Source organism: Sphingomonas sp. OV641, from assembly GCF_900109205.1.
GTDB lineage: Bacteria > Pseudomonadota > Alphaproteobacteria > Sphingomonadales > Sphingomonadaceae > Sphingomonas.
The window spans coordinates 1,447,813-1,474,300 of record NZ_FNZB01000001.1 but is presented as its reverse complement, the minus strand read 5'-3'; the positions used below and the strand labels follow the sequence as shown (position 1 = coordinate 1,474,300).

Here is a 26,488-nt window from a genome sequence, read left to right as displayed (position 1 = left end):
GTACAGAACCGCACAGGGGGAAATCGATGTTGCGGATCTGCATATGAACGGACGTTCAGGCCTTGGGCGCGAATTGCCCGCATGGTCCCTGACGCGTTGGCTGGTGGATCCGGGTGGCGATATTCCCGACGGCACGCGCCTCACGCTGCTGCGCAGCCTGTACAATACCTTGCCGATCTTCGCCGGTGGGGTGCTGAACACCATTGCGGTGTCCGCGCTGGTCGCCGTGCGGATGCAGACGCCGGCCGCTTATCTGTGGGTTGCGATGGAAGTGCTGCTGGCGGCGCTTCGCCTGCCCACGCTCTACTTCGGACGCAAGGCCGTTCGGGAGGGAAGACGGGGCCCGACCGACCTTTATATCTCGCTGGCCGTATTGTGGGCCGCGAGCGTCGGTTACGGCACCTTCATGTGCGTGCTGAGCGGCGACTGGGTTGCGGCGACGCTCGCCTGCCTGTCGGCGGCGGCGATGGTGGGCGGGATCTGCTTCCGCAACTTCGCTGCGCCGCGGCTTGTCGCCGTCATGATCGCGCTCAGCCTGGGGCCGTGCGCGATCGCCGCGATCTTTTCCGGCCAGCCGATCCTGCTGCTGGCGCTGTTCCAGATCCCCTTTTATCTCGTCAGCATGAGCTCGGCAGCCTTTCAGCTGAACCGGCTGCTGGTGCGCACGATGCGCGCCGAAATGATCAACGACCATCACGCGCGGCACGACCCGCTCACCGGCCTGTTGAACCGCAACGGCCTGTCACGCTGGGCCGAAGAGCGGGCAGGGCGGGCCGAAGCCGGGCTGATGGTGCTGTACCTGGATCTCGACTGGTTCAAGACCATCAACGACACGCTGGGGCACAAGGCCGGCGATGCGGTGCTGGTCGCGGTGGGCAAGCGGCTGCAGGAGATTGGCGGCAGCAAGGTGCGCGTGGCGCGGATCGGCGGGGATGAATTCGTGCTGGTCGCCGAGAATATCGGGCGCGACGAGGCGCTGGAGCTGAAGGAGCGGATCAGCGACGCAATCGCCGGCCACGGCTATCTGGTGGAGGGCCAGAACGTGCATGTCGGCGCGAGCATCGGCATGGCGACATCCGACGATCATGACGGCACGCTCGCCGACCTATTGGAAGAAGCCGACATGGCGCTGCACCGGGCCAAGCGGCAAAGCCACGGCGAGATGCCGTCAGCCGCGGGCGGCGCCGGCGAGCTGGCGTCGCTGCCGTCGCGCCGGAAGGTGGCGGGCGCGAGAGCGGGCTGAGCCTGCATTCGGCCTGGCCGAAGCGCGGTAGAACACGGTTCGCGGCCATCGCGCGCCGCGATCAGGCGGCGGCCACGCCCTCCGGTGCTGACGGCGTGGCAGCGACGGACATGTAGCGGGCGAGGTGATCGTCACTGGTGCCGAACAGCCCCTCGATCACGGTGGCGCGCTTGAAGTAATGGCCGACGGCCAGTTCCTCCGTCATGCCCATGCCGCCGTGAAGCTGGACGCCATTCTGGCCGACGAACCGGCACGCCTCGCCGACAAGCACCTTGGCACCCGAGATCGCCAGCGCGCGCTCGCGGGCCGGCGCGTGGAGCTTCATCGTCGCAAGGTAGGTGGCGGAGGTGGCCGCCTCGATCTTCATGAACATGTCGACCATGCGGTGCTGGAGTGCCTGGAAGCCCGCGATCGCCTGACCGAACTGCCGGCGCTCGCGGGTGTAGGCGATCGTGTCGTCAAGGATCCGGCGAAGCACGCCGAGCGCCTCCGCGGCGAGGGCGACGATGGTTGCGTCAGTGGCGGCGTCGATCGCGGCTGGCGCCGTGGCCGGCGGAGCGATCATCTGTTCCGCCGTCACCACCGCATCGGCGAAGTGGATGTCCGCCGCGCGCCGACCGTCAATGGTGCGATAGGGGTGGAGGGTGACACCGGCGCTGCCCGGCTCCACCGCGAAGACTGCCGCGCCTTCGGGCGTCGCGGCGCTGACCAGCAAGGTGGTGGCCCAGGGCGCGGCCATGACCATGGATTTGGCGCCGTGCAGATGCCAGCCGCCGGCAAAGGGTGAAGCGCGCGTCAGCGCCGGGGCGGCGGCGAGGCGACCATTTCGCTCGCCATCGGCGAAGGCGACCACGGCGTCTCCGGCCGTGATCCGCTGCAACAGGGCAGCCGCGGCGGGCGTGCCGCTTTCGCGCAGCAGCGTCGCGCTGGTGACCGCCGTTTCGAGGAACGGCTCGGCCACCAGAGCAACGCCGAGCTCCTGCATCACGACCAGCAGATCGAACGGATCCGGCGCATCGGGACCGGCGAGGGCGAACAGGCCGAGCCGGTCGGCGAAATCGTGCCAGATCGCAGGGGTGCGGCCATCGTCGGAAGCAACGCCGGCCTGGCGCGTGGTGAAATCGTGATGGCTGCGCAGATAGGCGGCCAGCGAGGCGCGCAATTGTTCCTGTTCGGGCGTGAAGCTGAAATCCATGCCGCCTCTCCTGATGCTTGTAACAGCCGGTTCTTTCGCCCGGTCAGATGACGTGGTTTTCGCGGACCCAGAACAAGGGCGACTGCGACAGGTCGATGAAGTTGCGTTCATCCTCCAGCAGCCGGCGGCCGGCCTCGCGCGCTTCCTTGCTGTCGTTCACGGCGGTGAGATCCTCGATACTGTCCCAGTATAGTTCGGCGACGCCGTCATAAGGCGGCACAATGGCCCCGCGCGCCGCCACCGGCCCTGCAAGTTGCGGGTCATCGAAGCTGTGGCTTTGCACATAGCGCCGGATGCGCAGCAACGGCGCGACCTCCGCCACCAAGGGCGCGTGGCGATCGCGCCAATAGGCCTGGAACGCCGCCTGACTGAGCTCTGCCCGGCGGCGAAGGCAGAAGATCATCTTGATCATCATTGTTCCAATCGGATCGGATGAGTGACGGGCCGGCCGGGTCAGGCGAGCGCGGCATTGGCGCGGTCGAGCGCCTTCCAGACGATCGTCTTCTGGATCTCGGTCGCGCCGCCGTAGATCGTCTGCGCCCGCTCGAAGAGATAGGATGCGGTGCGCGGCACGGCGAAGCCGGCGACCTCCGGCGCCGTCCCCCGCCAGTCCGCGGCAGTGCGATCGGCGACCACGGCGCGGTCGCGTCCGGCCAGCTCGACCCACAATTCGGTGATCTCCTGCGCCAGTTCGGTACAGGCGATTTTCAAGGCGGAAACGGCGGCGGGCGCGGCCTCCCCGCACAGGACGCGCAGGACGGAGAGCTCGACGGCGTTCAGGCGGATCTCCGCCAGCGCCACGCGGCGCGCAAACAACGGCTCCTGCGCCATGGTGTCGGCGAAACTGCCGGGCATGGTTGCCGCCACGCGGCGCAGCTCGGCCAGATCGGCGCGTTTGCGGCCGATATGCGCATAGGACACGCGCTCTGCGGCAAGCAGCACATTGGCGTAATGCCAGCCCTTGCCAGCCTCCCCGATCATGTTCGCCGCCGGCACGCGCACATTTTCAAACTCCACGCGATTAAGCTCGTGCGAACCGTCGATGGAGATGATCGGATGAACGGTGATGCCCGGTGTGCGCATGTCGGCGCAGATCATCGAAATGCCGTCCTGCTTGCGCTCGCATTTCTCCGTGCGCACGAGGCAGAAGATCCAATCCGCCCAATGCGCGCCGGACGTCCAGATCTTCGTGCCGTTCAGCACATAATCGCCGCCGTCGCGCACCGCGCTCATCCGCAGGGATGCAAGGTCGGACCCGGATTCAGGCTCCGAATAGCCCTGCGCCCACATGGCGCGCGAGTTCAGGATGTCCGGCAGCCAGCGCGCCTGCTGTTCCGGCGTTCCGAATGCGCAGATGATCGGGCCGATATAGATCACCGCCATCGGGATGATCGACGGGGCGCCCGCCAGTTCGAGCTCCTGTTCGAACAGGTAACGCTGAACCGGGGACCAGCCCGGCCCGCCATGTTCCGCCGGCCAGCCGACGCCGAGCCAGCCCCTGGCGTTGAGCGCCTGTTGCGATCGGACGTGATCTTCCCGCGTCAGCTTTCGCCCGTCGCGCAGCAGCGCGAGAACGTCCTGCGGATATTCTTCCCTGAAGAAGCGGCGGATTTCAGCGGCGAACGCCTGTTCGGCGGGGGAGAGCGTCAGATCCATGCCGTAGCGTCACCCAGCATCAGGGAGGCGTCAACAGCAACGTTGCGAGCCATTCGCGCGTTGGATTGCCGCATCGCCGGGAAGGTGTCCGGAGCGACAGATAAGGAAGGATGATGAGAAAGGTCGTCATTGCCGCCGCAGCGATCGGCGTTCCGGCGCTGATAGCGGCATACGTGGCAATACAACGTGCTGGCCCGGTCGGTAACAGATCCGTCCCCGAGCCCGCCAAGCCGGTGGATTTACAGCGGTATCTTGGCCGCTGGTATGAACAGTTTCGCTATGAGGCGTCGTTCCAGAGAGGAATGGACGCTGTAACGGCCGATTATGCGCGCAATGGTGACGGAACGATCCGCGTGGTCAATCGCGGGCGGCAGGGCGGTATTAACGGCAAGGAAAAATCATCAACCGGCAAAGCAAAAGTCGTGGACACAGCGAGCAATGCCAAGCTGAAGGTATCCTTCTTCGGCCCGTTCCAAGGTGATTATTGGGTGCTGGATCATGGCGACCGCTATGACTGGTCGATCGTGGGCGAACCTTCGGGACGTTACCTTTGGGCGCTGACCCGAGCGCGCCATCCGGACGCGTCGGTGATCGCGATGCTGGAAACGCGAGCGCGCGAGCTTGGCTACGACCTGTCGCTCGTCAGGCGGACTGAACAACCATAATCCGGTGCCTGAGAAGTCGATCGGGCCGAAAGATCGATTTCGGCCCGATCACGACGAAATCATTCCTCGCCGCCGGCCTCTTCGCCCTTCGGCTTGCGTCCGCGCCGGGTAGACGCCTGCTGATCGGGTGACTTGTTGATCTTCGTCCCCGGCTTGCGGCCCAGACCAAGCTTCTTCGCCACATCACGACGGGCGGCGGAATAACCCGGCGCGACCATCGGGTAATCAGGCTTCAGCCCATAACGCTGGCGATAATCTTCCGGAGAGAGACCATGCGCGTTCAAGTGGCGGCGCAGGCTGCGATACTTCTTCCCGTCGATCAGCGAAACGATGAAGTCCGGATCGGCCAGGGATTTCCGGACACTGACGGCAGGCTTGTATTCAGGGGTGTCGGCGGCGTCACCTTCATCGGGAGCTGACGTCTTACCCAAGGTGCGCACTGCTTCATACATTGACGCAAGAACCCCGGGCACATCGTCCGGGTTTACGCGCGTGTTCGGATTGGCCAGCCATGCGATGGTTAGCTCAGTTGCCAAGAGGGTGCTGTCGTCGTCTGGCCTGTCAGTCATAACTCTTCCTACAGAATGAAACCCCAGCCGGGAAGTACGGGGTTACACGGTATTGGACTTAGTAATGAAAAGATACTGTCGAGTCAGGCTTTATTGCTGACACGACGTGACAGGGTCCATGTTGCTCGCGTTTACGTAATGGTGAGCTTCAGAATTCTCATACCCGTTATACTTTTTTGCGCTTCCCTGAAGAGAACAGCCGCGCTGATATCATTCGGCGCGCGTTGGAACCATCTAGGGCGTGACTCGAGCCAGATGTCGCAACGCTGAAAGCCTCGCAACACAGTTCTGCACCTAGAGGCGAGCCATAACGGACACTTTGTCCGCTAAGTGAGCGTTATCTTGTGCGGTGCACCAAGGGCGGTGTGCGCGGCGGACCGAGGCGGTGGCAACGCGCGAATCTGACAACGGACCCGCGCCACCAGGAAAGGCGTCGGTCGAATGCGCGTTGCACGCGCGCGTCCAGCCAGTAGGTGAGAAGCGCCCAGGAAAGAGGACATGCGCGAGTGAACGACGCCATCTTCGTGAAACAGGGAAGCGGATTTTTCGCGACGGCCTATGCGGCCGGCCCGTGGCATCCGCAATTGCAGCACGGTGGCGCGCCCTCCGCGCTGGTCGCCTGGGCGGCCGAGCAGGTGCCGACGGCAGCGCCGATGCGGGTCGCACGCGTGACGGTTGAGCTGTTGCGGCCCGTCCCCGTGGCGCGGCTTGATATCGCAACCGAGGTGATCCGCGACGGGCGCAAGATTCAGCTCTTACAGGTCAAATTGCTGCACGACGGCAAGGAAGTCACCCGCGCGAATGTGTTGCGCGTGCGGATGGCGGAAGAGCCCGTTCCGGCGGGTGCCGCCATGCCGGAGGTCGCCGGTTCACCCGAGAACGTGGCGGAAGATGACCAGTTTCGGGACAGCTTGCCCGGCGCGGTGAACTTTGGTGCCAATTTCGACCTGCGACGGATCCGGGGCGGCTTTCGTCAGCTCGGCCCGGGGCAGGTGTGGTTCCGCCAGCATCGCGCCCTGATCGAGGGAGAGCCGTTGTCCCCCGTGGCGCGGGCGATGGCGGTGGCCGATTTCTCCAACGGTATCGCGCCGGTTCTGCCGTTTGACGAGTGGACGTTCATCAATGCGGATTTGACCGTCAACTTCGCCCGCGCGCCCGTGGGTGAGTGGTTGTTTTCGGATGCGGAAACCTGGGCCGGTGATGATGGCGCCGGTTTGGCGATGACGCGGCTGTCGGACGTGCGTGGCCCATTTGCGCGCGCGGTGCAGTCGCTGGTGCTGGAGCGGCGCTGACGGCGCTCACCCCTGTCGACACCCGCGCGTGGCTCGCGAGCGCCGCTTTAGCTTCTGCGATGGATGACGGCCTAATCGCGACAGGCTGAGCCGGCGGCCTTTCTCCTGCAGGCTCTGGCGCTTAGCAGGTGGGCAAAGGGAGTAACATGTCCGCCACGTTCGTCCGCCGGCTCAGCGCGATCGCCGCGCTGAGTGTCATCGCCGCCTGTGTTCCTGCCGCGCCGCCCGTCTCGGCGCCCGCTGCAAAGCCCGTTACCGTTCGCCAACCAGCGCCGCCGCCGCCGCCGCGCGTGTCGGTAGCGCGCCCGCAACCGCCAGCCGCGCTGCTGAACGCCGTCCAGGCGCTGGGGCGCGGTTTCAGCGGCGACGTGGGGATCTCGGTTCGGGACATCGACGAAGGCTGGACGGTCGATTGGGCCGGGGACAAGCCGCGCCCGCAGCAGAGCGTGAGCAAATTGTGGGTCGGCATCACCGTCATGGATGCGGTTGATCGGGGACGAATGAGCCTGAGCGATCCTGTTACGGTGCGCAAATCTGACCTCACCGTGTTTCACCAGCCGATCAGACCGCTGGTGGACAGTGACGGGTATCGAACCACGGTTGGCGCCTTGCTGCAGGGCGCCATGACGCGGAGCGACAATACGGCGAACGACGTGCTGCTGTGGCGCGTGGGCGGGCCGGAGGCGGTTCGGAGGATGCTGGATGACAAGGATGTCGCCGGGGTGACGTTCGGCCCCGGCGAACGGCTGCTGCAGGCGCGCACGGCCGGGCTGACCTGGCGGCCGGAATGGGCGGGGGGCTGGGGCTTTCTCCAGGCGCGGGCGGCAATGAGCTATGAGGCGCGGCGCCGGGCGCTGGACCGGTACCTGGCCGATCCCGAAGATGGCGCGTCGGCCAACGGCGTGACGCTGGGCATTGCGCTGCTGGCGCAGGGGAAGCTGCTCAGCCCGGCCTCGACCGACAAGCTGTTGTCGCTGATGCGGGCCAGCCGGACCGGGCCGCTGCGGCTGAAATCGGGGCTTCGGCCTGGCTGGACGCTGGCGCACAAGACCGGGACCGGGCAGGATCTGGGCAGCCTGTCGACCGGCTATAACGACGTGGGGCTGCTCGTCGCCCCCAATGGCCACCGTTATGCGGTGGCCGTCATGATCGCGAGCACGCGCCAGTCGATCCCGAGCCGGATGCGGTTGATGGGCGATGTCAGCCGCGCGATCGTGGCGTCTCACGCCGACTGACCCTGCCGGACTCGCGGCGGGGGCGCTTATCCCCGCGTCGACGTCGTGGACCGCGCGTCGGGGCGGCTGAGCCACTTCAGCCCGCCGGCCGCGGCCATGAAGGTGATGCCGAGCGCCGTCCTGTTCCGCTTGCCCATCATGGTCAGGCCAAGCGTGGCGAAAAGCGAGGGGAGCAGCCCGACCTTGCCGATGGAGCCGATGCGGAGCGCCCGATCGAGATTGCTGCTGACGGCAAGGCCGGTCCTCGCCGGCCCGGTGGCGGGATGGGGATCGCTGGCCGGGGTGCGCGTGGTGCTGCCCAATGCCGGCTTCGACTGCGGTTCCGGCCCGCTCGCCACGGTATCAGCGGCATAGGCGCCGCGCGTGCCCATCGGCTGGGCCGCGCCGGTGGTCGTATCCTGCGCGGTCTGGCGCTCCAGCTCGCAGTTGAACTCCGCCCCCAGCAGCAGGACATAGGCCGACAGGTACAGCCAGGTGAGCAGAACCACCGCCGCGCCAAGCGAGCCATAAGTGGCGTCATAGCTGCCGAAATTGGCGACATAGATGCCGAAGCCCAATGTCATCAGGACCCAGGAAAGCGCCGCGAAGACCGACCCGGGGGTGAGCCAGACCCATTTGGCGCCTTCGCGATTGGGGGCGAAGCGATATAGCGTCGCCGCGGCGGCGGCACCCACGGCGGCCATGACCAGATGGGAAATGATGTTGCTCAGGACGAGCACCGGCGCGGGCAGCGTGGGAAACAGGTGCTTCAGCGATCCCATGGCGGCGATCGCGACCACCGCCAGCACCGCCACCAGAACGCCGCCGGCGGTGATCGCCAGCGCGATGAGGTTCAGCTTCACGAAGCCGCGCGTTTCTTCCTCATCATAAGCGATGTTGAGCGCGGTGATGATCGCCGTGGCGCCCTTCATCGCGCCGTAGAGAGCGATGCCAAGCGCAATGAGCAGGCCGAATCCCTTCTTGCCATCGGAGGTGGAGACGACATTGGCGAGCTGCTCGCCGATCAGCCGAGCGGCGTCTGCCGGCATCAGCGAGGTGAGCGAGCGGACATTGTTCATCACCGTCTCGGGTGTCGCGACCAGCCCGTAGCTGAGCACAATGGCGCCGAGCATTGGCACCATCGCGAGGATGCCGCAGAATGCGACCCCGGACGCGACGAGGCTGATGTTGTCCTGCCCCGATTCCCGCCAGCTGCGCAGCACGACATCCTTCCAGCCGCGCGGGGGGATGGCCCAAGGGGTAGGGGCCTGGCGACCGCGTTCCGCCGGTGTCGTCGTGGGGCTCGTTGCTGGCATCATCCCTCCCTTTCATCGTTCTGATCGAACAAGTTGGCAGCGATGACGTTCCCGCGAGCGATCTTTGCCGATGGGCGTGGCGGCCGCGCAACCGGGCGATCGATCGGCGCGTTCGGAGCCGGGCGGCAACGTCCGCATCGGAGAGCGTGTCATGACAAAGAACCTGAAAGCCGGCGACCATGTGAAGTGGGACACGCCGCAGGGCGAGACTTCCGGCAAGGTGGTGCGCAAGGAGACGAGCACCACCAAGGCCGGTGGTCATACGGCCAAGGCGTCAAAGGACGATCCGCAATATCGCGTGAAGAGCGACAAGTCGGGCAAGGAAGCGGTTCACAAGCCGGACGCGCTGAAGAAGGGCTAGGAGCTGAACCGGCTGGTTCGCGTCACGTCGCCGGGCGGGGCGAGAAGAAGGTAGGGCGACGGGTGAGCTGCTGCCGAGCCTTATCGGCATCTATCGTTCCGCCAATTTCCGGCCGTGGATTGGCGGAACGGTCGATCCCGGCACAAGGCCGGGATGACGCGCTCTGTGGAGCGACCGAGTAGGTACTTCCCCTGCGGTGTCGCCACCCCTTGGCGGGAGGCCCGTATGGGTCAGGCGGGAAGCATGGTGCCTGTTTCCATGAAGCGCTGATGCCAGGACAGCGCCTCGCCCGGCAGTGCGGGCGCATGCAGGCCATAAGCGCCGCCCCGTGCGCGCGCGGCATAATCGGCGAGCAGCGGGCGATAGCTCGGGTGCGCGCAGCGCTCGATCACCACCGCGGCGCGCTGCCGCGGGCTGAGGCCGCGCAGATCGGCCAGGCCCTGTTCGGTGACGATCACCTGCACGTCCTGCATGATGTGATCGACATGGCTCGCCTGCGGCACGATGGCGGAGATGCGGCCGCCCTTGGCCGTCGAAGGCGTCATGAAGATCGAGACATAGGCGTTGCGGGCGAAATCACCCGAGCCGCCGATACCATTCTGGATGCGCGAGCCCATGACCAACGTGGAATTGACGTTGCCATAGATGTCGGCCTCGATCAGGCCGTTCATCGCGATGCAGCCGAGCCGGCGGACGAGTTCGGGATGATTGCTGATTTCCTGCGGGCGCAGGATCATGCGGCTGGCATAAGAGGCCATGTTCGCATTGAGGCGATCGGCGGCCGCCGGGCTGAGCGAAAAGGCCGTGGCCGAGGCCATGCGAAGCTTGCCCGCGTCGAGCAGGTCCAGCATCCCGTCCTGGATCACCTCCGTATAGGCGGTCATCGGATCGAACGGCGCGTCGACCAGCCCGGAAAGCACGGCATTGGCGATATTGCCCACGCCCGACTGGATCGGGAGCAGCGAGGCCGGAAGGCGGCCGCGCTTCACCTCATGACTGAGGAATTCGATGATGTGGCCGGCAATCGCGAGCGCGGTGTCGTCCGGCGCGGCGAAGGGAAGGTTGCGGTCCGGCGCATCCGTTTCGACGATCGCAACGATCTTGTCCGGATCGCAGGAGAGATAGGGAGAGCCGATGCGATCATCCGGGCGGACCAGAGGAATGGGAACGCGCTCCGGCGGCAGGCGCGTGCCGTAGTAAATGTCGTGCGCGCCCTCCAGCGCCGGGTTCTGCCAGCGATTGACCTCCAGAATCACGCGCTTGGCGCGATCGAGCCACGTCTTGTTGTTGCCGATCGAGGAGGAGGGGATCAGCGAACCATCGGCCTTGATGCCGGTGATCTCCACCACCGCCGTGTCGAGCGTGCCGATCACCCCTTCCCACGCCATTGGTGCGACCTGGCTGAGATGCATGTCGAGATAGTCGATCTCGCCGCGGTTGATCTTTTCCCGCGCCACGGGATCGGACGAATAGGGAAGCCGCTGGGCGACGCCATCCACGGCCGCAAGGGCGCCATCCAGCTCCGGGCCGGTCGAAGCGCCGGTCCACAGATTGACGCGGAACGGACGTCCGCCGGCACGTTCCGCCGCCATGCGACGGGCAAGCGCCTGCGGCACCGCCTTGGGGTAGCCAGAACCGGTGAAGCCGCTCATGCCGACCGTCTCGCCCGGCTGGATCAGCGCGGCGGCGGTGTCGGCGTCAGTGACGCGGGAGCGGAGAGCGGCGGATGCGATACGATCGGACACAGCAGTCTCGTTGGTTGTGGTAAGCAAGGGCTGCTGCCCTTTCCGCCGATCGCCCCGCGAAGTCGAGCGCGGAGCGCCATGTGCCCATCATCACAGGATAATTATCGTCTTGCGTCCGGCCGGCCGGAACGCCGGCAGCGTCGGTGCGTCCCTCACCTGAACCGATATTCATGGTGGAGATGGTGGATGAGTGAATTCGAAAGCTCGCGACGCGGCCTGCTGGGCGGCGCGGTTCTCGGGCTGGCGGCGGCGTCCACGCCCGCCGCGGCACAGGGGCAGGCGGGAGGGCGCCCGATGCTGAGCGATCCGCGCACCCGCTATCGCCGGGAACCCTTCCCCGAGCAGCGGCAGCCATGGCCAGCGCTCGCCAGCAAGATGAACCCGCGCCCCGACCATGGGGAAACAAGCTATCGCGGATCGGGCAAGCTGGCCGGACGGCGCGCGCTGATCACCGGCGGCGACAGCGGGATCGGCCGCGCCGCGGCGATCGCCTTTGCCCGCGAGGGGGCAGATGTCGCGATCAACTATTATCCCACGGAAGAGCCGGACGCGCGCGAGGTGAAGGCGCTGATCGAACAGGCCGGGCGCAAGGCCGTGCTGCTGCCGGCGGACATCCGGACGCAAAAGGCGTGCGAGGAGACGGTGCGCAAGGCGATCGCCGCGCTGGGCGGGCTGGACATTCTGGTCAACAATGCCGCTTATCAGCAGAGCAAGGCCGACATCATGGAGATTTCGGACGAGCAGTTCGTCCGCACCTATGAAACGAACGTCTACCATGTCTTTCGCTTCAGCAAGGCAGCGATCCCCGCACTGCCGCCTGGCGGCGTGATCATCAACACCGTGTCGGTGAACTCCTATGATCCTGGCGAGGAGCTGATCGATTATGCCAGCACCAAGGCGGCGATCCTGAACCTGACCAAGGGCATGGCGAAGCAGCTGGCGAAGAAGGGCATTCGGGTGAATGCCGTGTCGCCAGGCCCGGTGTGGACGCCGCTTCAGGTGGCGGGCGGCCAGTTGCCGGGCAAGATGGGCGAGTTTGGACAGGACACGCCGCTGGGCCGGGCCGGGCAGCCGGCCGAGCTTGCCTCACTATACGTCACGCTGGCGGCCGATGACGTAAGCTTCTCCACCGGAACCGTCGTCGGCGCCCATGGAGGCAAGGGCAACCCGTGAGGGGGGCAACCTGAAACGGTGCAGTGCGGGGCGGTGCTACCCGAGTAGCGCCGCCAGCCGTTCCAGCCGGGCGGATGGCTCTTCCAGCGCTTCCTTGAGCAGGAAGCGTCCGTCCTTTTCGACCAGACCATCGATCTGCGCCGCGCCCTTGCTGCCGTTGCGCGGCGTCAGGGCGATGGCGGCGGGCCCGGCATCGATCCGGGCGATGTTTAGCCCGCGCGCACGCTCCCGCACGCGGGCGATCGACATGAGCAGGGCCGCATCCTCCGGAAGCTCGCCGAACCGGTCCTCCAGTTCTGCCTCAAAGGCGTCCAGCTCCGCATCGCTGCGCAGCCGGCCGAGGCGGGCGTAGAGAGTGATGCGCAGATCCTCTTCCGGGATCCATTCGGGCGGGAGGCGTCCTTCCAGCCCGAGCTGCAATTCCGGCGTCCAGCGTTCCACGGTCTCGCCGCGCTCCGTGCGCAGCGCATCTTCCAGCAATTGCTGATACAGCTCCACACCGATCAGCCGCATATGCCCGGCCTGCGTATCGCCCAGCAGGTCGCCGGCACCGCGCATGTCGAGATCGCGCGCGCTGATCGCAAAGCCGGCGCCCAGCCGATCGAACGCCTCCAGCGTGCGCAGCCGCTTCAGCGTGCGCGGTGAAATGGCGTCATCGGCATCGGTGAACAGCAGTACCTGGCCGCGGCGGTGCCCGCGCCCGACGCGGCCGCGCAGCTGGTGAAGCTGCGACAGGCCGAAGCGATCGGCGTGGACGATCGCCATGGTATTGGCGCGCGGCACGTCCAGCCCCGCCTCAATGATGTTGGTGGCGAGCAGCACGTCGCCATCACCGCGACCGAAGCGGACCATGGTCTCGTCGATCTCGGCGGCTGGCATCTTGCCATGGGCCTGCAGCAGCTCGAGCTCCGGCACCAGTTTGCCGAGCTGTTCGGCCAGCGGCGCCATGTCCGAGATGCGGGGCACGACGACGAAGCTCTGACCGCCGCGCGCGCGCTCGCGCAGCAGGGCGCCGCGCAGCGTATCGGGCGAGAAGTCGGAGACGGCGGTGCGGATCGGCTGGCGCCGGGCGGGCGGGGTGGCGATCACCGACAATTGCCGCAACCCGACCAGCGCCGATTGCAGCGTGCGCGGGATAGGCGTTGCCGACAGCGTCAGGATGTGGCCGGCGGAGAGATCCTGAAGCTTGTTCTTGTCGGCGGCGCCGAAGCGCTGCTCCTCATCGATGATGACGAGGGCGAGATCCTTGTATTTCACGCCCTTGCCGGCGACCGCGCCGGTTCCGATCACCACCTGAATGCTGCCGTCCGCCAGGCCGGCCTTCACCCGCTTTTTTTCCGCATCGCTCGTCAGGCGAGAGAGACCGGCGACGGCGATGCCGGCGTCCTCGAAGCGCGCGGTGAAGCTTTCGAGATGCTGCCGCGCGAGGACGGTGGTGGGCGCGGCCAGCGCCACTTGCTTGCCAGCGAGGGCGGCGATGGCGGCGGCGCGCAACGCCACCTCCGTCTTGCCGAAGCCGACATCGCCGATGATGAGGCGATCCATCGGCTTTCCCGAGGCAAGATCGCTGCGCACGGCCTCGATCGCGGTCAGCTGATCGGCGGTTTCCGAAAAGGGGAAGCCGGCGGCGAACCGCTCATAGGCGGCGGGCGCGGGATCGAGCACGGGCGCGCTATGGGTTTCGCGTTCGGCCGCCAGGGCGGTGAGCTGGCGCGCGGTATCGGCGATGGCCTCAGCAATCTTGCCGCGCCGTTCGTGCCAGGTTCGGCCATCCAGCGTATCGAGCGTGACGGCATCATCCTCCGCGCCATAGCGCCACAGCCGATCCGCCTCCGCCACGGGCACCAGGCGAACGGCGTCCTTGGCATAGGTCAGCTTGATCGTATCGCCGCCCGTGCCGTCGCCATTCGGCAGCGCCTCGATCCCGGCTACGACGCCGATGCCGTGATCCTCGTGAATGACGGTGTCACCGACGCGGATCTCGGCCCCCTGCACGAACGACAGATCGACGCGATGTGCGGCGCCATCCTCGCGCTCCGCCCGGCTGCCGAGCAGATCGGCGGCAGCGATGGCGAAGATGCCGTCCCGGCGAAAGCCGCGATCCGCCGGCGCGGTAAGGGTGCAGAAAGTGCCCTTTGGCGACGACAGGATCTCGGACCAGTCGCTGGCGGCGAGGGCGGCAATGTCCAGCCGCTTCTCGATCCGCCGTGTCAGGAAGCGCAGGTCGCGCTCGCCGCCGATCAGGACGACGCGATCGCCCGCGGCGAGAACCTGTTTTGCCTCCTTTGCGAAAGCTGCTAGCGGCCCGCGTTGTTCGACGAAGCGGGCGGGCGGCTCGCCCTGCTGATCCAGCCCCTGCGTTTCGCGCCCGTCCAGCGCCTTTTGCCAGGCGGCGTCGTCCACGATGTCTTGCGCCGCGCGCCGGCTCTTGCGCTTTGCCGCATCGCTGCTGAGCGCGAGCAGGCGCCGGCGACGTTCGTCCGCGCGATCGGTGATGACGATCACCGCCTTGGGTAGATGATCCAGCAACGTCACCCGCTGCCCATCGAGCGGCGGTTCGGCCACGCGCCCTAGCTCATGGCTATCCACATCCTCGATGCTGCGCTGGTCGGAGGGATCGTAGAAGCGCAGGCTGGCAATGACGCCGTCCGCCACCTCGATGCGGAGCGGCGATTCCGCGTCCGCGGGGAAAATGTCGAGCACTTGCCCGCGCAGGGCGACCTCACCTGGCTCGTCCACCCGCTCGTCGACGATATAGCCGAGCGCGATCAGTTCGTCGTGCAATTGGGCGAGATCGCATGGCTCACCAACCGCGACGGACGGGGGCTTGGCATCGAACGCCGCTGGCGGGGGATAGGCGCGGGCGAGCGCCTCGCCCGAGGTGACAAGGGCGATACGGGCGCGGTTCTTTCCGGCGCTGTTCTGGCGGATGGCGCGAAGCGCGGAGACGCGCTGGCCGACATTGGCGGGTGAGGGCGGGGCATCGTCGCCGGGCAGGGCATCCGTCCCCGGGCAGAACAGGACATGCGCGTCCGGCATCATCGCTGCCAGCATCCGGGTCAGCGCCAGGGCGCGTGTCTCGTCCGCCACGGCAACGATCACGTCATGCGCGGCGAGCAGCGGCGCGACCCCTGCTGCGGTTTCCGCGATGCTCATCGGCGAGGGCGGCAGTTCGCCGAACGGCGGCAAGGCGGTGGTTTCCGCATCAGGGGATTGAGACATTCCAGGAGAGAGGTCCGTTATGATGAGGTGGCTCGAACGGGCGGACTGCCGCCGCGTTCCCGCCGGTCGGGCTTTGCCAGCAGATCGCCGAGCGTGACCGGCGCGAAATCATGAACGTCGACCCCGACATCGAACTGGCGACGCATCGGCGCGAGCCGCCCGTGGCTGTGGCCGTGAAGGTTGAGGGCGCCACGATGCTGGCCGTTCCAGGAGCGAAAGGGATAGTGGCAGAGAACGAGCCGGTGTTCGTCCACGACCAGCTCGGCATAATCGGCCGTGCTTGCCCAGCCGGCCGATTGCAAAGTGCCGTCCGGATCGTTGTTGCCGCGGATGAGGTGCTTGGTGCCGTTCAATGCGGCGAGCAGATCCGGCACATCGGCCGCCCGCCGCGCCACATCGCCCAGGTGCCAGACGATATCGTTCGGGGCCACGGTGGCGTTCCAGCGCTCGATCAGCAGCGCGTTCATCTCGGCCACGCTGGCGAACGGACGCCGCCAGATGTTGATGGTGCGGTGATCGCCGAAATGCGTGTCGGCGGTGAAGAAGGTCGTCATGTCCAATAGAGGATCCGGGCTGCCGGCAGGGCACGGGCGATGCGATCCTCGAAGAAGGTGCGGAGCAGCCGCATCGTCGCCGTGTCGTAGACCTGCTTCTCGCCGCCGAACTTCGTCCGCTTGGTCACGCGCCGGTCATCGCTCATGTCGAGCGCCGCGCCGGGATACCAGCTTTGCAGCACCGCCTTGGACCCGCTGGTGAAGCGGTGGGTGATCAGTTCGATGGTAAGATCGAGCGAGGGGATGTCGGCGAGCGCGGCGGCAGCGTCGTCAATCAGCGCGCCATAGGCGTCCTGCCAGCCATCCGCAGCGATGATCGGGGCAATGGTGAGACCGACAGGATAACCGGCGCGCGCCATCCGGCCGAGCGCCTCGAGCCGCGATGCCACCGGCGCGGTGCCCCCTTCGAAACGGGCGAAGGCTCGGGGATTGATTGATGCCCGCATCCGCGTGCGGCCATTGTGGTCGAGCGCGAGCAGGGGCGCGACGTCCGCGAATTTGGTGGTGAAGCGAAGCTGGGCCGGCGCGTCCCACTGGCCGAACCAGCGTATCGCCGCCGAGAGCGAGCCGGTCAGCGGCTCCAGCGCCAGCGGATCGGTGTAGCAGGACGCCTCATAGGTGGTGCCCTCGATCGCGCGTGCCCTGCTACGCGATGTGACCGTGCCTTGCCCGAGATATGCAGGCAGGCCGGCGAGTATCTCTTCCACGTTGGCGTAGACGCGGGTAATCGGCGGCCCCTTCAGCGAGCCGGCGAGATAGCAATAGCTGCAATGCGCCGGGCACCCCTCGGCCAGGTCGACCCGCCAGTCGGCGCTGGGCGCGATCGGTTGGAGGCGGCGCTTGGATGGCGGCGCGACGACCACAGCCAGCGTCGCCTTTGCCGCAGCATAGGCACGGCGCGGATCAGGCGGGAGATCAAGTGCGAGTCGATCGCCGGCGAGCTCAACAATTTCGACGCCGAGGCGCGCTGCGCGTTCGGCGATGCCGCGCCCATGTTCGAAGTCACGCGCCGCGCGCGTGAGGAGCAGCCGGCGCGGCCGCCATTCGAGCGGGGGAGCGGGCTGGACAGAAGCGGCAGGAAGCAGCGCCATGATCGGCAAACGAGCAATCGAGCCAGCGGTTCAGGACAATATCTGCAGCCGATTGCAGCCGTGTTGCGGAACTTCGCCAAGCCATGACGCTTAAACACGCTGGATTGCCGGCTATCCGATGCTAGGATCCGGGCAGATAGAGGAGAGACCCATGGCGCGGACGGCAGAAAAGCGTGGCAAGGACGAGACCAAGGCGGCGGAAAAGAAGGTGAAGGCCACTGGCAAGCCGGCCGGCGGCGCACGCGGCGGCATCACCGCGCCGGTCACTCCCTCGCCTGAACTCGCAGAGATCGTCGGCAAGAATGACCTGCCGCGCAGCGAAGTCGTCAGCAAGGTGTGGGACTATATCAAGAAGAACGATCTTCAGGACGCCAAGGACCGGCGCCAGATCAACGCGGACGATAAGCTGGAGAAGATCTTCGGCAAGAAGTCGGTGAGCATGTTCGAGATGAACAAGCATCTCAGCAAGCACCTGTCCGCCAAGAAGGACTGAGACGGGTCGGCATGGCGCGCCGGTGATCCTGCGGGATCAACCGGGCGCCTTGACGGTGAGGCGCGCGCCGGCGGCTCAGGCGTGCGTGATCCCGGCTGAATGCGCCGAACCGCTTGGAAGCGGTGGCGGTCAGCCGCTGGCGATTGCGCTGGTGATGCTGGGCTCAATGCTGACGGGAAAATTCACCGAGCGTGCGATGAAACACATCGCATGCGCCCGTTCATGCAGCGCGGCGGCGAGCACCGCATCCGACGATGCGGCAATGACGACCTGCGGGCGTAGGGTAACCGACTGAAATTGGCCGGCGCCGCCGGCTTCCTCGACCATGATCCCCTCCGGCTGATCCGTATAGCCGTGGACGATCACGCCAGCGTCGGCGCACAGCCCCAGATACCAAAGTTCGTGGCATGCCGAAACGGACGCGACCAGCAGCTCCTCCGGGTTCCAGCATCGCGGATCGCCGCGAAAGGACGGATCGGACGATCCGGCGATCGGCGGCTTTGCGCCAGCGGAGATGCGGTGGCTACGTTCATAGGCGGACAGGCTTCGGGTGCCCTGGCCCGTGTTGCCGGTCCATTCGAGATCAATGACGTAACGGTGAACCTTCACCTCAGCGCCTCCTGTACCGAACCTCGACGGTGCCATGAACGAGTGGCGCAAACCGCCGCGTCAGGCCCGGACACCGTTCAGGATGACGTCGATCACCGTGGCGGCGAACTCCCGTTCAAACTCGGGGCCGCTCAGATGATCGCCCATGATGTTCGCGAAGACGAGGCGGGACGAGAACAGGTAATTGCACGCGCCGACGATGATGTAATAGAGTTTGTCTGGATCGATCGGGCGAAGCTGTCCGGCGGCGATCCCTTCCTGAACCAGCCGGCGTTGCGCCTCAATCAGCGGGGTGACGAAGCTTGTCTTGATACGCTCGGAGGCTTTTGTCCGCGACTCGCGCAACAGATGGTTGAGCAGCCCGACAAGGTAGGGATAGCGGCTGTAGGTGCGCGCGATCCCGCTGATGTGCAGCTTCAGCTTGGCGAGCGGATCGAGATTGGTGGCGTGCAGCCCCTCCAGTTGCGCGAGGGAACGGGCGGTGTCGCGTTCCACCAGCGCCAGCAGCAAGCCCTCCTTGCCGCCGAAATAATATTTCACCAGCGGCGCGGTGACGCCCGCGCGCCGCGCAATGGCGTGAAGCGAGACATCCGGCGTGCCGAGTTCGATCATCAACTCGCTGGCGGCCTGAAGCAACAGATCGCGCGCGGGCAGATCGCCGCGCCCCGGAAGCGGGGTGGTCGAGACGGCGACTTCGCCTTCGGTTTTCTTCAGATTTTTCATGATGCGTATCCGGCGCGGCTTGCACCGCGTTCAGCGTGACCGGGGCCGATGGGGACGTGAACGACTTGATTCTTCTGGAACAATGCGCGCCTCCCCGGTCAGCCGCGACGATCTTCCCCGACCGGGGTGTTCGCGTGTCCGGCTGCTTTCGTAGCCTGCCGGTTCGCCATCATTCAAGAGACGGGTGACGCGCCGAACCGTAGCCGAGTTCGCGCGATCCCTGAGACAGGAAGCCGGACGGCAGCGCGCCAAGTTCGCGCGCTGCCGCTGGTGTTCAGTTCGGCGTCTCGCCGGGACCGGTGGCTGCCTGAGCCATGGGTGCGACGGGCGGGGTGGAATAGCGCGCATCGCTGACCGCCTCGTCATACCAACCCGCGAGATCCTGCTTCATCTGGCGGAGCGCATCCGGATTCAGATAGGTCATGTGACCGGCGGGATAGTAGGTATATTTCAGGTTCGCCTGAAGTGCCGGCTCCAGCATCATGTGACCAAGATCGTTTTCCGTTCCGAAGAACGGCGTCGCCATGTCGTAATAACCGTTGAGCGACAGCACCTTCAGATAGGGATTGGTGCGCATCGCGGCAGCGAGATCCACCGCCGTGTTGGGATTGTTCTGGCTGCCATAGCCGCCGCCCGGTGCCTTGTGCGCCCAGTTCCACTTGAAGCCGGCGCCGTCGCGGGCGGACAGGCGGTAGGGCAGCTCCGTCTGGTAGCCGAGCGTTGCGTGCAGGTAATCCTGGAAGGAGGCGATGTACGCACCCGAAATCGCATCGGACGATGCATCGGTCTCGGGGCGCTCGCCGGCGGCGTCGCTGTCGATCCCGAGATATCGTGAGTCGAAGCGGCCGACGGTGCGATTGGAGCCGCGCAGCAGCTCCTTGCGGAAGCGCGCCAGATCGATGCGAAGATTGTTCTGCTTGATATATCCGGGGCTGATACCGATCAGCTGGCTCATCTGCTCGGCGACCTGGTCACGCTCCTGCGGGGAGATCAGCTGACCCTTGGCGAGCGCGCTCATATACGGCCCGGTGGCAAAGGCGCGGGCCTGTGCGACGACGGTGGCGACGTCGGCGGGACGGTTCTGCAGACGGTTATGGTACCATGCGGTGGCAGCGTAGCTGGGCAGGTAGTTGAGATAGACCTGATCGAGACCCGGCTGGCGATAGCCGTAGTTCATGATCGAGCTGAGCAGCATCACGCCGTTCAGCGCCATGCCGCGGTCCTGAAGCTGATAGGCAAGCGCGCCGGCGCGCAGGGTGCCGTAGCTTTCGCCCAGAACGAACTTCGGGCTCATCCAACGGCCGTATTTGGTGACATAGCGCATGATCGCGCGGGCGAAGACATCGACGTCCTCGTCGACGCCGTAGAAATCACCCGGCTTGGCATCGCCGAGCGGGCGCGAATAGCCGGAGCCGATCGCGTCGAGGAAGACAAGGTCGGTCTTGTCGAGCAGCGAATCCGGATTGGGACCGACGTCGTAAGGCGCGGGGCGGACGAATTCGGGATTGGTGGTGCGGATGCGGATCGGCGCGAACGAACCCATGCGCAGCCAGAAGGACGGCGAGCCGGGACCGCCGTTGAACAGAAAGGTGATCGGTCGCTTCGTACCCGGTTTCGTCCCGTCCAGCGTGTAGGCGGTGTAGAACATGGAAGCGGTCGGCTTCCCTTCATTGTCGCGCGTCGTCAGCGTGCCGGCGGAAGCGATGTAATTGTACCGCTTCCCATTGATGGTGACGCTGTCGCGGGAGCGCGTTTCGGTTTCCTCTACCGGCGCCTTGGCCCAGGCGGCTTCGGCCTCGGCCTTCACCACCTCGGCATGAGGGCGGGCGGGGGGCTGCTTTGCGTCGGGTTTGTCTTGGGCGGCAAGCGGAGAGGTGAGGGCGGAAGTGGCGACGAGCGCGAGAAGGAAGTGCTTGGTCACGAACAACTCTTTTTGCGAAAACAGGTCATAGTGATTGACCTGTTCGCGTGGCGGCGCAACCGCTCCGCCCGGATCAAAACAATCACTTTTCTTTTAGCGATCAGAACTTCCGGCAATGCCCGCGTCGAAGAGGCGGCCGATCTCGCCCGATGACAGGCCAAGCGTCTCGGCGAGCACCTGTTCGCTGTGCTGGCCGTTGCGCGGGGCGGGGGCAGGGGGGCGGCGCTGCTCGGCCGGCAGCGTCGCGAACGCACCCACGGCGGGATAGCGCGTGCCACTGGGATCATCGGCCGTGCCGAAGATCGGGTTTTCGGTGACGAGGCGTGGATCGCGCACGGCATCGGCCATGGTGCCATAAGCGGAGTGGACGATGCCGCCCGCGTCGAGGGCAGCGGCGAGCTCCGCATGATCGCGCGCGGCGATCGCGGCCTCGAACAGCGGGAACAGCGCATCCCGGTGGGTAAAGCGGAGGCCGTCATCCTTGGCGAAGCTGACGCCGCGCTGCGCCTCCACCTGTGCGATGGCGTCGCCGAGACCCAGAGCGGCGATCAGGTTCGCCCATTGGCGGTGCGTGACGACGACGATCATCGTGCGCTTGCCATCGCGGGTGGTGAAATCGCGCCCGAACAGGCCGAAAACGGTGTTGCCGAGCCGCGGGCGATCGGTGCCGGTGTCCATCACCTCGGCAATGCCGCCAAGGTTCGCCACCGTGCCGATCGCGACATCCGACAGCGGGATGCGGATCTCTCCGCCTTCGCCGGTCGCATCCCGCCGCCGCAGCGCCGCCATCAGCGCGAAAGCGGCATAGGCGCCGGTCAGCAGATCCCACGCGGGCAGCACATGATTGACCGGATCCGGCCCCGCACCGGTCAGCATGGGATAGCCGACCGCATTGTTGACGGTGTAATCGAGCGCCGGGCTGCCGTCCGCCCAGCCCATCACGCGCACGGTGATGAGATCGGGGCGACCTTCGGCAAGCGTTTCGTGCGACAGGAAGCCCTTCACCGGAAAGTTGGTGACGAACTGGCCGGTGGCGCGCACCAACGCCTGCAACAGCTCGCGCCCTTCCGGTCGGCCGAGATCGAGCGCCAGGCTCTTCTTCGCCCGATTGAGGTTTTCCCAATAGAGCGAGTCGCCGTTCTGCGTGACGGGCCAGCGGCGAAAGTCGGGGCCGCCGCCGATCTGGTCCACGCGGATCACCTCCGCCCCCATCTGCGCCAGATAGAGCCCCGCGGTGGGCGAGGCGACGAAGGACGACGCCTCGATCACGGTCAGGCCGGGGAGGAGGTTATACATGGATCAGTTCACCCCGGCGTTGAACTCGCGTAGCATGTGCTTGGCGATCTGGAGCTGCAGGATCTGCGTCGTGCCCTCGTAGATGCGATAGACGCGCGCATCGCGGAAGAAACGCTCCGCATCATATTCGGCGAGATAGCCAGCGCCGCCGTAGATCTGCACCACGCGATCGACGATCCGGCCGCAGGCCTCCGACGCGAACACCTTGGTCGCCGCTGCCTTGCGCAGAACCGGCCGGCCAGCGTCAACCAAACGCGAGCAATCCTCCAGCATGGTTTCCGATGCGTAGAGCTCGATCTCGCTTTCGGCGAGCATCTGCTGGATCAACTGGAAGTTCGCGATCGGCTCCCCGAACGCCTTGCGCTCGGTGGCGTAGCGGAGCGCGGAATCCACCGCGCGGCGGGCATAGCCCATGGAGGCGGCGGCGACGGACAGGCGGCCATTGTCGAGGCTCTTCATCGCGGTGACGAAGCCCTTGCCTTCGTCTAGGCCGAGCAGCGCCTCGGCGGGCAGGTGCACGTCTTCCAGGATGATGTCCGCGATATGCGTGCCGGCCTGGCCCATCTTCTTGTCCGACTTGCCGACGCTGACGCCCGGCGTGTTCATCGGCACGATAAAGGCGGAGACGTGTGCGTTCTTGGGCAGCGCCTCCTTCGACGTGCGCGCCATGATCACCGCCATCTCGGCGTCGGGCGCGTTGGTGATGTACCGCTTCGTGCCGTTCAGCACCCAGCCGTTGCCCGACCGCACTGCCATGGTCTGCATCCCGGCTGAATCGCTGCCCGAGCCCGGCTCGGTCAGGCCGAAGGACACGATCATGCCGGCCGCCATCTTGGGCAGCCATTCGGCCTTCTGCTGCTCCGTACCGCCATTGCGGAGCGCCGAATTGACCATGCCGACCGTGATCGAGATGATCGATCGGAAGCACGGCATGGCATAAGCGAGTTCGCGGATCGTCTGGGTGTATTGATAGGTGTTCATCCCAGCCCCGCCATATTCTTCGGGGATGGTGAGGGCGAAGAGGCCCATGTCGCGCATCTCGCCCAGGATCTCATCCGGGATCCGATCGGTATCCAGGATCTCCTTTTCGGAAGGGATCAGCCGATCGCGCACATAGCGGCGCAACTGGTCGATGAACTGCTCGAACGTTTCGGCATCCATGCCGGGGTTCAGGGTGGACATGGGCTTGGTCCTCAGATCGGATCGTAGGGGAAGACGTGAGCCGATACCTCGTCGGCACGCGCGAAGCTGGGGCGGAAGGATGGGATCAGCTCATCGGCAATTGCCTGGGCGCTCCAGCCTTCCAGCTTGACCATGGAGCGCACCGGACGCGGCTTGTTGAAGAGCACGATCTCGTTCTTGCGCACGGCGAAGATCTGGTTGCTGACATCCTTCGACGCATCGGACGCGAGGAAGGCGACCAGTGGGGCGATCTTGTCCGCGCTCATCGTCTGAAGCCGGGCGACGCGCTCCTTCGCCTCGGGCGTTTCGGCCGGGATGGAGGCGGTCATGCGGCTCCATGCGAAGGGGGCAATGCAGTTCGACCGGACGCCGACGCGCGCCATGTCGAGCGCGATCGATTGCGACAGGCCGACGATCGCCAGCTTCGCCGCGGAGTAATTCGCCTGACCGATGTTGCCGATCAGGCCGCTGGTCGAGGTGAAGTGGATAAAGCTGCCCGACTGCTGCTCGCGAAAATAGGGCGTCGCCGCTTTGGACACGTTGAACGCACCGTGAAGGTGCACGTCAATCACGGCGCGCCAATCCTCATGGCTCATCTTGTGCCAGATGGTGTCACGCAGAATGCCGGCATTGTTCACGACCGCATCGATCCGGCCGAAACGCTTCACCGCATCCTCGACGATCGTCGCCGCCGCCGCCGGATCGGACACGCTGGCGAGATTGGCGTGCGCCTGTCCGTCGGCGGCCACAATATCCGCGACCGTCTGCTCGGCGGGGCCGCTTTCGCCGCCTTCACCGCCGCCGCCGACGCCCGGGTCGTTGACCACGACCGCGGCACCCTCCGCAGCGCACAACAATGCGATTTCACGGCCGATGCCGCGCCCCGCGCCGGTGATTGCGACGACCTTTCCGTCGAGAATGCCCACGCTCCGCCTCCTGATCCTTGTCCGGCAGGGGTTACGGCGGTGCCGGTATGATTTCAAGATGGCGCATTGCGGTTTCAGTCAGATGAAGTTTATGGATGGGTCATGAGCTCACCGGTGCCTTCCGTCGTCCATGCGTTCGCGATCGTGCGCACATTGGCCGATGGCGGCGCGATGACCCTGTCCGAAGTGGCGCAAAGCTGCGGGATCAGCCCGTCGAGCTGCCTGGGCCTGCTGCGGACCTTGGTGGGCGAAGGCGTGCTGTCGCTGGGCGAGGGGAAGAGATACGCACTTCAGCCACCCTGGTCGGACATCGCCGCGGGCGACCTTGATCGCGCGAACCGCCTGATCACCCGCGCGCGGCCGGTGCTCGAGCGGGCGGCGCGCGCCTGGCACGCCCCTGTTGGGCTGTGGCGCGTTGTCGGGCGGGATCGGCTGCAACTGGTGGCGCTGGGGCAGAGCGTTGCCGCCACGCGCATCCATATGGAGGAAGGGCAGCGCCAGCCGATCGGCAGCGGCGCCGTTGGTCGCGCGCTGGCGGCGGCGCAGCGGACCGGGCGCGACGAGCTCGCCCGGCGCTTCGCCGCAGTGCGATGGCAGCGACCAATCGACTTCGCCACATATGCCGCGCAAGTCGCCGAGGCGGTCCGGCTGGGCTATGGCGTGGATGACGGATTGAGCTACGCGGGCATCACATCGGTGGCGGTGAGCCTGCCCGACGATGGATCGACCCTGTGCGTATCCGCCTCCATCTTCGCCGGCTCGCGCAGCGACGCCGAATATCACGATCTCGTCTCCGGGCTGCAGTCGCTTGCCGATGAGATCGCCGCGCTTGACCACAAACACGCTCCTTCGCTCAGAAAGGCCCGCGCATGATCCCCGCCGCCCGCAACGATTTTCCCGAGATCCGCGATGCCGTGCGCGCGCTGGTTCGCGAGTTCGGCGACAGCTATTTTCGGGAGGTCGACGAGGCGCGGGCCTATCCCGAAGCGTTCGTCGAGGCGCTGACCAAGGCAGGCTGGATGGCCGCGCTGATCCCCGAAAGCTATGGCGGCGCCGGGCTCGGCCTCACCGAAGCGTCGATCATCATGGAGGAGATCAATCGGGCCGGCGGCAATTCGGGTGCCTGCCATGGTCAGATGTACAACATGAACACGCTGCTGCGGCACGGATCGGCCGAACAGAAGCAGCGGTTCCTGCCCGATATCGCGAGCGGCGCGCTCCGCCTGCAATCCATGGCGGTGACCGAGCCGACCACCGGCACGAATACGACCGAGCTGAAGACCCGCGCCGAGCGCCGCGGCGACACTTACGTCGTGAACGGGCAGAAGGTGTGGATCAGCCGCATCCAGCATTCCGATCTGATGATCCTCCTCGCGCGCACCGCGCCGCTCGACCAAGTGAAGAAGAAGGCGGATGGCCTGTCGATCTTCCTGGTCGATCTTCAGGCGGCGATCGGCAAGGGCATGGAGATCCGGCCGATCCGCAACATGGTCAATCACGAGACCAATGAAGTCTTCTTCGACGATCTGGAGCTGCCGGCCGAGAGCCTGATCGGGGAAGAGGGCAAGGGATTCCGCTACATCCTGGACGGGCTCAACGCGGAGCGCGCGCTGATCGCGGCGGAATGTATCGGCGACGGATACTGGTTCGTCGAGCGAGCGGTGCAATATGGGTCCGAGAGGGTGGTGTTCGACCGGCCGATCGCCAAGAACCAGGGTGTGCAGTTCCCGATCGCGCAGGCGTACATGGAAGTGCGTGCGGCGGACCTGATGCGCTATGAGGCGTGCCGGCTGTTCGACGCGCACCAGCCATGCGGGGCGGAGGCGAACATGGCGAAGCACCTGGCGGCGGAATCGTCATGGAAGGCGGCCAATGCATGTCTGCAGACGCACGGCGGATTTGGCTTTGCGGCGGATTATGATGTCGAGCGCAAGTTCCGCGAGACGCGTCTCTATCAGGTGGCGCCGATCAGCTCGAACCTGATCCTGAGCTTCGTCGGGGAGCATGTGCTGGGGATGCCGCGCAGCTTCTGACCCCGTCGC

The 26,488-nt window shown here is 66.0% G+C and carries 24 protein-coding genes; 9 read left to right on the top strand and 15 right to left on the bottom strand.

Annotated features, from left to right (window positions below):
- Nucleotides 1-43 precede the first annotated feature (43 nt).
- Nucleotides 44-1,243 (top strand): GGDEF domain-containing protein, encoded by a 1,200-nt coding sequence (locus BMX36_RS06995; RefSeq protein ID WP_093065344.1) that lies wholly within the window; start codon nt 44-46, stop codon nt 1,241-1,243.
- Nucleotides 1,244-1,304: 61 nt separating this feature from the next.
- On the opposite strand, the gene BMX36_RS06990 is transcribed toward BMX36_RS06995, so the two are convergent.
- Genes BMX36_RS06990 through BMX36_RS06980 form a run of 3 tightly spaced genes read right to left on the bottom strand, consistent with a single transcriptional unit; the run spans nt 1,305 to nt 4,094 of the window.
- Nucleotides 1,305-2,438 carry an acyl-CoA dehydrogenase family protein gene (locus BMX36_RS06990; protein ID WP_177179041.1) on the bottom strand — a complete coding sequence of 378 codons (1,134 nt, stop codon included), beginning with the start codon at nt 2,436-2,438 and terminating at the stop codon, nt 1,305-1,307.
- A 43-nt stretch (nt 2,439-2,481) separates the two neighbouring features.
- Nucleotides 2,482-2,850 carry an EthD domain-containing protein gene (locus BMX36_RS06985; RefSeq protein ID WP_093065342.1) on the bottom strand — a complete coding sequence of 123 codons (369 nt, stop codon included), beginning with the start codon at nt 2,848-2,850 and terminating at the stop codon, nt 2,482-2,484.
- 41 nt (nt 2,851-2,891) lie between these two features.
- Nucleotides 2,892-4,094 (bottom strand): acyl-CoA dehydrogenase family protein, encoded by a 1,203-nt coding sequence (locus tag BMX36_RS06980; RefSeq protein WP_093064119.1) that lies wholly within the window; start codon nt 4,092-4,094, stop codon nt 2,892-2,894.
- 113 nt (nt 4,095-4,207) lie between these two features.
- Between BMX36_RS06980 and BMX36_RS06975 the strand changes: the two genes are divergently transcribed.
- Nucleotides 4,208-4,759 (top strand): lipocalin family protein, encoded by a 552-nt coding sequence (locus tag BMX36_RS06975; RefSeq protein ID WP_093065340.1) that lies wholly within the window; start codon nt 4,208-4,210, stop codon nt 4,757-4,759.
- Nucleotides 4,760-4,818: 59 nt separating this feature from the next.
- Here the strand turns inward: BMX36_RS06975 and BMX36_RS06970 are convergent, their stop codons facing one another.
- Complete coding sequence (locus tag BMX36_RS06970; protein WP_093064117.1) at nt 4,819-5,328, bottom strand: Ros/MucR family transcriptional regulator; 510 nt, start codon at nt 5,326-5,328, stop codon at nt 4,819-4,821.
- Between the two features lie 506 nt (nt 5,329-5,834).
- On the opposite strand from BMX36_RS06970, the gene BMX36_RS06965 reads away from it, so the two are divergent.
- Both BMX36_RS06965 and BMX36_RS06960 read left to right on the top strand, forming a co-directional pair.
- Complete coding sequence (locus BMX36_RS06965; RefSeq protein ID WP_093064115.1) at nt 5,835-6,620, top strand: thioesterase family protein; 786 nt, start codon at nt 5,835-5,837, stop codon at nt 6,618-6,620.
- Nucleotides 6,621-6,766: 146 nt separating this feature from the next.
- A complete protein-coding gene (locus tag BMX36_RS06960) occupies nt 6,767-7,855 on the top strand; it encodes a serine hydrolase (protein ID WP_093064114.1) in 1,089 nt (362 codons plus the stop codon).
- A 26-nt stretch (nt 7,856-7,881) separates the two neighbouring features.
- On the opposite strand, the gene BMX36_RS06955 is transcribed toward BMX36_RS06960, so the two are convergent.
- Nucleotides 7,882-9,150, bottom strand: coding sequence for a YihY/virulence factor BrkB family protein (locus BMX36_RS06955; RefSeq protein WP_256210687.1), 1,269 nt, complete (start codon nt 9,148-9,150; stop codon nt 7,882-7,884).
- 151 nt (nt 9,151-9,301) lie between these two features.
- On the opposite strand from BMX36_RS06955, the gene BMX36_RS06950 reads away from it, so the two are divergent.
- Nucleotides 9,302-9,511, top strand: coding sequence for a hypervirulence associated TUDOR domain-containing protein (locus BMX36_RS06950; RefSeq protein WP_066774952.1), 210 nt, complete (start codon nt 9,302-9,304; stop codon nt 9,509-9,511).
- A 230-nt stretch (nt 9,512-9,741) separates the two neighbouring features.
- On the opposite strand, the gene BMX36_RS06945 is transcribed toward BMX36_RS06950, so the two are convergent.
- Nucleotides 9,742-11,256 carry an acetyl-CoA hydrolase/transferase family protein gene (locus BMX36_RS06945; RefSeq protein WP_066774949.1) on the bottom strand — a complete coding sequence of 505 codons (1,515 nt, stop codon included), beginning with the start codon at nt 11,254-11,256 and terminating at the stop codon, nt 9,742-9,744.
- A 186-nt stretch (nt 11,257-11,442) separates the two neighbouring features.
- On the opposite strand from BMX36_RS06945, the gene BMX36_RS06940 reads away from it, so the two are divergent.
- Nucleotides 11,443-12,429, top strand: a complete 987-nt coding sequence (locus tag BMX36_RS06940) for an SDR family oxidoreductase (RefSeq protein ID WP_093064112.1) — start codon at nt 11,443-11,445, stop codon at nt 12,427-12,429.
- 36 nt (nt 12,430-12,465) lie between these two features.
- Here the strand turns inward: BMX36_RS06940 and BMX36_RS06935 are convergent, their stop codons facing one another.
- The 3 genes from BMX36_RS06935 to BMX36_RS06925 form a co-directional block, all read right to left on the bottom strand.
- Entirely contained in the window at nt 12,466-15,585 is a 3,120-nt protein-coding gene (locus BMX36_RS06935; RefSeq protein ID WP_093065338.1) for a helicase-related protein, read from the bottom strand.
- Between the two features lie 83 nt (nt 15,586-15,668).
- Nucleotides 15,669-16,205, bottom strand: coding sequence for a metallophosphoesterase family protein (locus BMX36_RS06930; RefSeq protein ID WP_093064111.1), 537 nt, complete (start codon nt 16,203-16,205; stop codon nt 15,669-15,671).
- Entirely contained in the window at nt 16,202-17,296 is a 1,095-nt protein-coding gene (locus tag BMX36_RS06925; RefSeq protein WP_093065336.1) for an SPL family radical SAM protein, read from the bottom strand. The genes BMX36_RS06930 and BMX36_RS06925 overlap by 4 nt, the downstream gene beginning before the upstream one ends.
- A 151-nt stretch (nt 17,297-17,447) precedes the next feature.
- Between BMX36_RS06925 and BMX36_RS06920 the strand changes: the two genes are divergently transcribed.
- Nucleotides 17,448-17,789, top strand: coding sequence for an SWIB/MDM2 domain-containing protein (locus BMX36_RS06920; protein WP_177179040.1), 342 nt, complete (start codon nt 17,448-17,450; stop codon nt 17,787-17,789).
- 129 nt (nt 17,790-17,918) lie between these two features.
- Here the strand turns inward: BMX36_RS06920 and BMX36_RS06915 are convergent, their stop codons facing one another.
- The 6 genes from BMX36_RS06915 to BMX36_RS06890 all read right to left on the bottom strand — a co-directional run bounded on the left by BMX36_RS06915 (nt 17,919) and on the right by BMX36_RS06890 (nt 24,440).
- Nucleotides 17,919-18,398, bottom strand: coding sequence for an OsmC family protein (locus BMX36_RS06915; RefSeq protein WP_256210686.1), 480 nt, complete (start codon nt 18,396-18,398; stop codon nt 17,919-17,921).
- A 60-nt stretch (nt 18,399-18,458) separates the two neighbouring features.
- Nucleotides 18,459-19,121 carry a TetR family transcriptional regulator gene (locus BMX36_RS06910; RefSeq protein WP_093064109.1) on the bottom strand — a complete coding sequence of 221 codons (663 nt, stop codon included), beginning with the start codon at nt 19,119-19,121 and terminating at the stop codon, nt 18,459-18,461.
- Between the two features lie 274 nt (nt 19,122-19,395).
- The gene (locus BMX36_RS06905; protein ID WP_093065332.1) at nt 19,396-21,042 is read right to left on the bottom strand and encodes a S10 family peptidase; all 1,647 of its coding nucleotides are present in this window, start codon (nt 21,040-21,042) and stop codon (nt 19,396-19,398) included.
- 93 nt (nt 21,043-21,135) lie between these two features.
- On the bottom strand, nt 21,136-22,338 hold the full coding sequence (locus BMX36_RS06900) for a CoA transferase (protein WP_093064108.1): 1,203 nt from the start codon (nt 22,336-22,338) through the stop codon (nt 21,136-21,138).
- 3 nt (nt 22,339-22,341) lie between these two features.
- Entirely contained in the window at nt 22,342-23,520 is a 1,179-nt protein-coding gene (locus BMX36_RS06895) for an acyl-CoA dehydrogenase family protein (protein WP_256210685.1), read from the bottom strand.
- An 11-nt stretch (nt 23,521-23,531) separates the two neighbouring features.
- Nucleotides 23,532-24,440, bottom strand: a complete 909-nt coding sequence (locus BMX36_RS06890; protein WP_093065329.1) for an SDR family NAD(P)-dependent oxidoreductase — start codon at nt 24,438-24,440, stop codon at nt 23,532-23,534.
- Nucleotides 24,441-24,548: 108 nt separating this feature from the next.
- Between BMX36_RS06890 and BMX36_RS06885 the strand changes: the two genes are divergently transcribed.
- Entirely contained in the window at nt 24,549-25,319 is a 771-nt protein-coding gene (locus BMX36_RS06885) for an IclR family transcriptional regulator (RefSeq protein ID WP_066774891.1), read from the top strand.
- Nucleotides 25,316-26,479 carry an acyl-CoA dehydrogenase family protein gene (locus BMX36_RS06880; RefSeq protein ID WP_093064107.1) on the top strand — a complete coding sequence of 388 codons (1,164 nt, stop codon included), beginning with the start codon at nt 25,316-25,318 and terminating at the stop codon, nt 26,477-26,479. Before BMX36_RS06885 ends, BMX36_RS06880 begins: the two co-directional genes overlap by 4 nt.
- The last annotated feature ends 9 nt before the right edge of the window (nt 26,480-26,488 follow it).

Coding starts and splice junctions, on each gene's coding strand:
- BMX36_RS06990 (WP_177179041.1), bottom strand. CDS start 2,438: ATGGATTTCAGCTTCACGCCCGAACAGGAACAATTGCGCGCCTCGCTG.
- BMX36_RS06920 (WP_177179040.1), top strand. CDS start 17,448: ATGGCGCGGACGGCAGAAAAGCGTGGCAAGGACGAGACCAAGGCGGCG.
- BMX36_RS06980 (WP_093064119.1), bottom strand. CDS start 4,094: ATGGATCTGACGCTCTCCCCCGCCGAACAGGCGTTCGCCGCTGAAATC.
- BMX36_RS06960 (WP_093064114.1), top strand. CDS start 6,767: ATGTCCGCCACGTTCGTCCGCCGGCTCAGCGCGATCGCCGCGCTGAGT.
- BMX36_RS06955 (WP_256210687.1), bottom strand. CDS start 9,150: ATGCCAGCAACGAGCCCCACGACGACACCGGCGGAACGCGGTCGCCAG.
- BMX36_RS06930 (WP_093064111.1), bottom strand. CDS start 16,205: ATGACGACCTTCTTCACCGCCGACACGCATTTCGGCGATCACCGCACC.
- BMX36_RS06880 (WP_093064107.1), top strand. CDS start 25,316: ATGATCCCCGCCGCCCGCAACGATTTTCCCGAGATCCGCGATGCCGTG.
- BMX36_RS06985 (WP_093065342.1), bottom strand. CDS start 2,850: ATGATCAAGATGATCTTCTGCCTTCGCCGCCGGGCAGAGCTCAGTCAG.
- BMX36_RS06975 (WP_093065340.1), top strand. CDS start 4,208: ATGAGAAAGGTCGTCATTGCCGCCGCAGCGATCGGCGTTCCGGCGCTG.
- BMX36_RS06940 (WP_093064112.1), top strand. CDS start 11,443: ATGAGTGAATTCGAAAGCTCGCGACGCGGCCTGCTGGGCGGCGCGGTT.
- BMX36_RS06970 (WP_093064117.1), bottom strand. CDS start 5,328: ATGACTGACAGGCCAGACGACGACAGCACCCTCTTGGCAACTGAGCTA.
- BMX36_RS06995 (WP_093065344.1), top strand. CDS start 44: ATGAACGGACGTTCAGGCCTTGGGCGCGAATTGCCCGCATGGTCCCTG.
- BMX36_RS06925 (WP_093065336.1), bottom strand. CDS start 17,296: ATGGCGCTGCTTCCTGCCGCTTCTGTCCAGCCCGCTCCCCCGCTCGAA.
- BMX36_RS06935 (WP_093065338.1), bottom strand. CDS start 15,585: ATGAGCATCGCGGAAACCGCAGCAGGGGTCGCGCCGCTGCTCGCCGCG.
- BMX36_RS06950 (WP_066774952.1), top strand. CDS start 9,302: ATGACAAAGAACCTGAAAGCCGGCGACCATGTGAAGTGGGACACGCCG.
- BMX36_RS06910 (WP_093064109.1), bottom strand. CDS start 19,121: ATGAAAAATCTGAAGAAAACCGAAGGCGAAGTCGCCGTCTCGACCACC.
- BMX36_RS06900 (WP_093064108.1), bottom strand. CDS start 22,338: ATGTATAACCTCCTCCCCGGCCTGACCGTGATCGAGGCGTCGTCCTTC.
- BMX36_RS06895 (WP_256210685.1), bottom strand. CDS start 23,520: ATGTCCACCCTGAACCCCGGCATGGATGCCGAAACGTTCGAGCAGTTC.
- BMX36_RS06885 (WP_066774891.1), top strand. CDS start 24,549: ATGAGCTCACCGGTGCCTTCCGTCGTCCATGCGTTCGCGATCGTGCGC.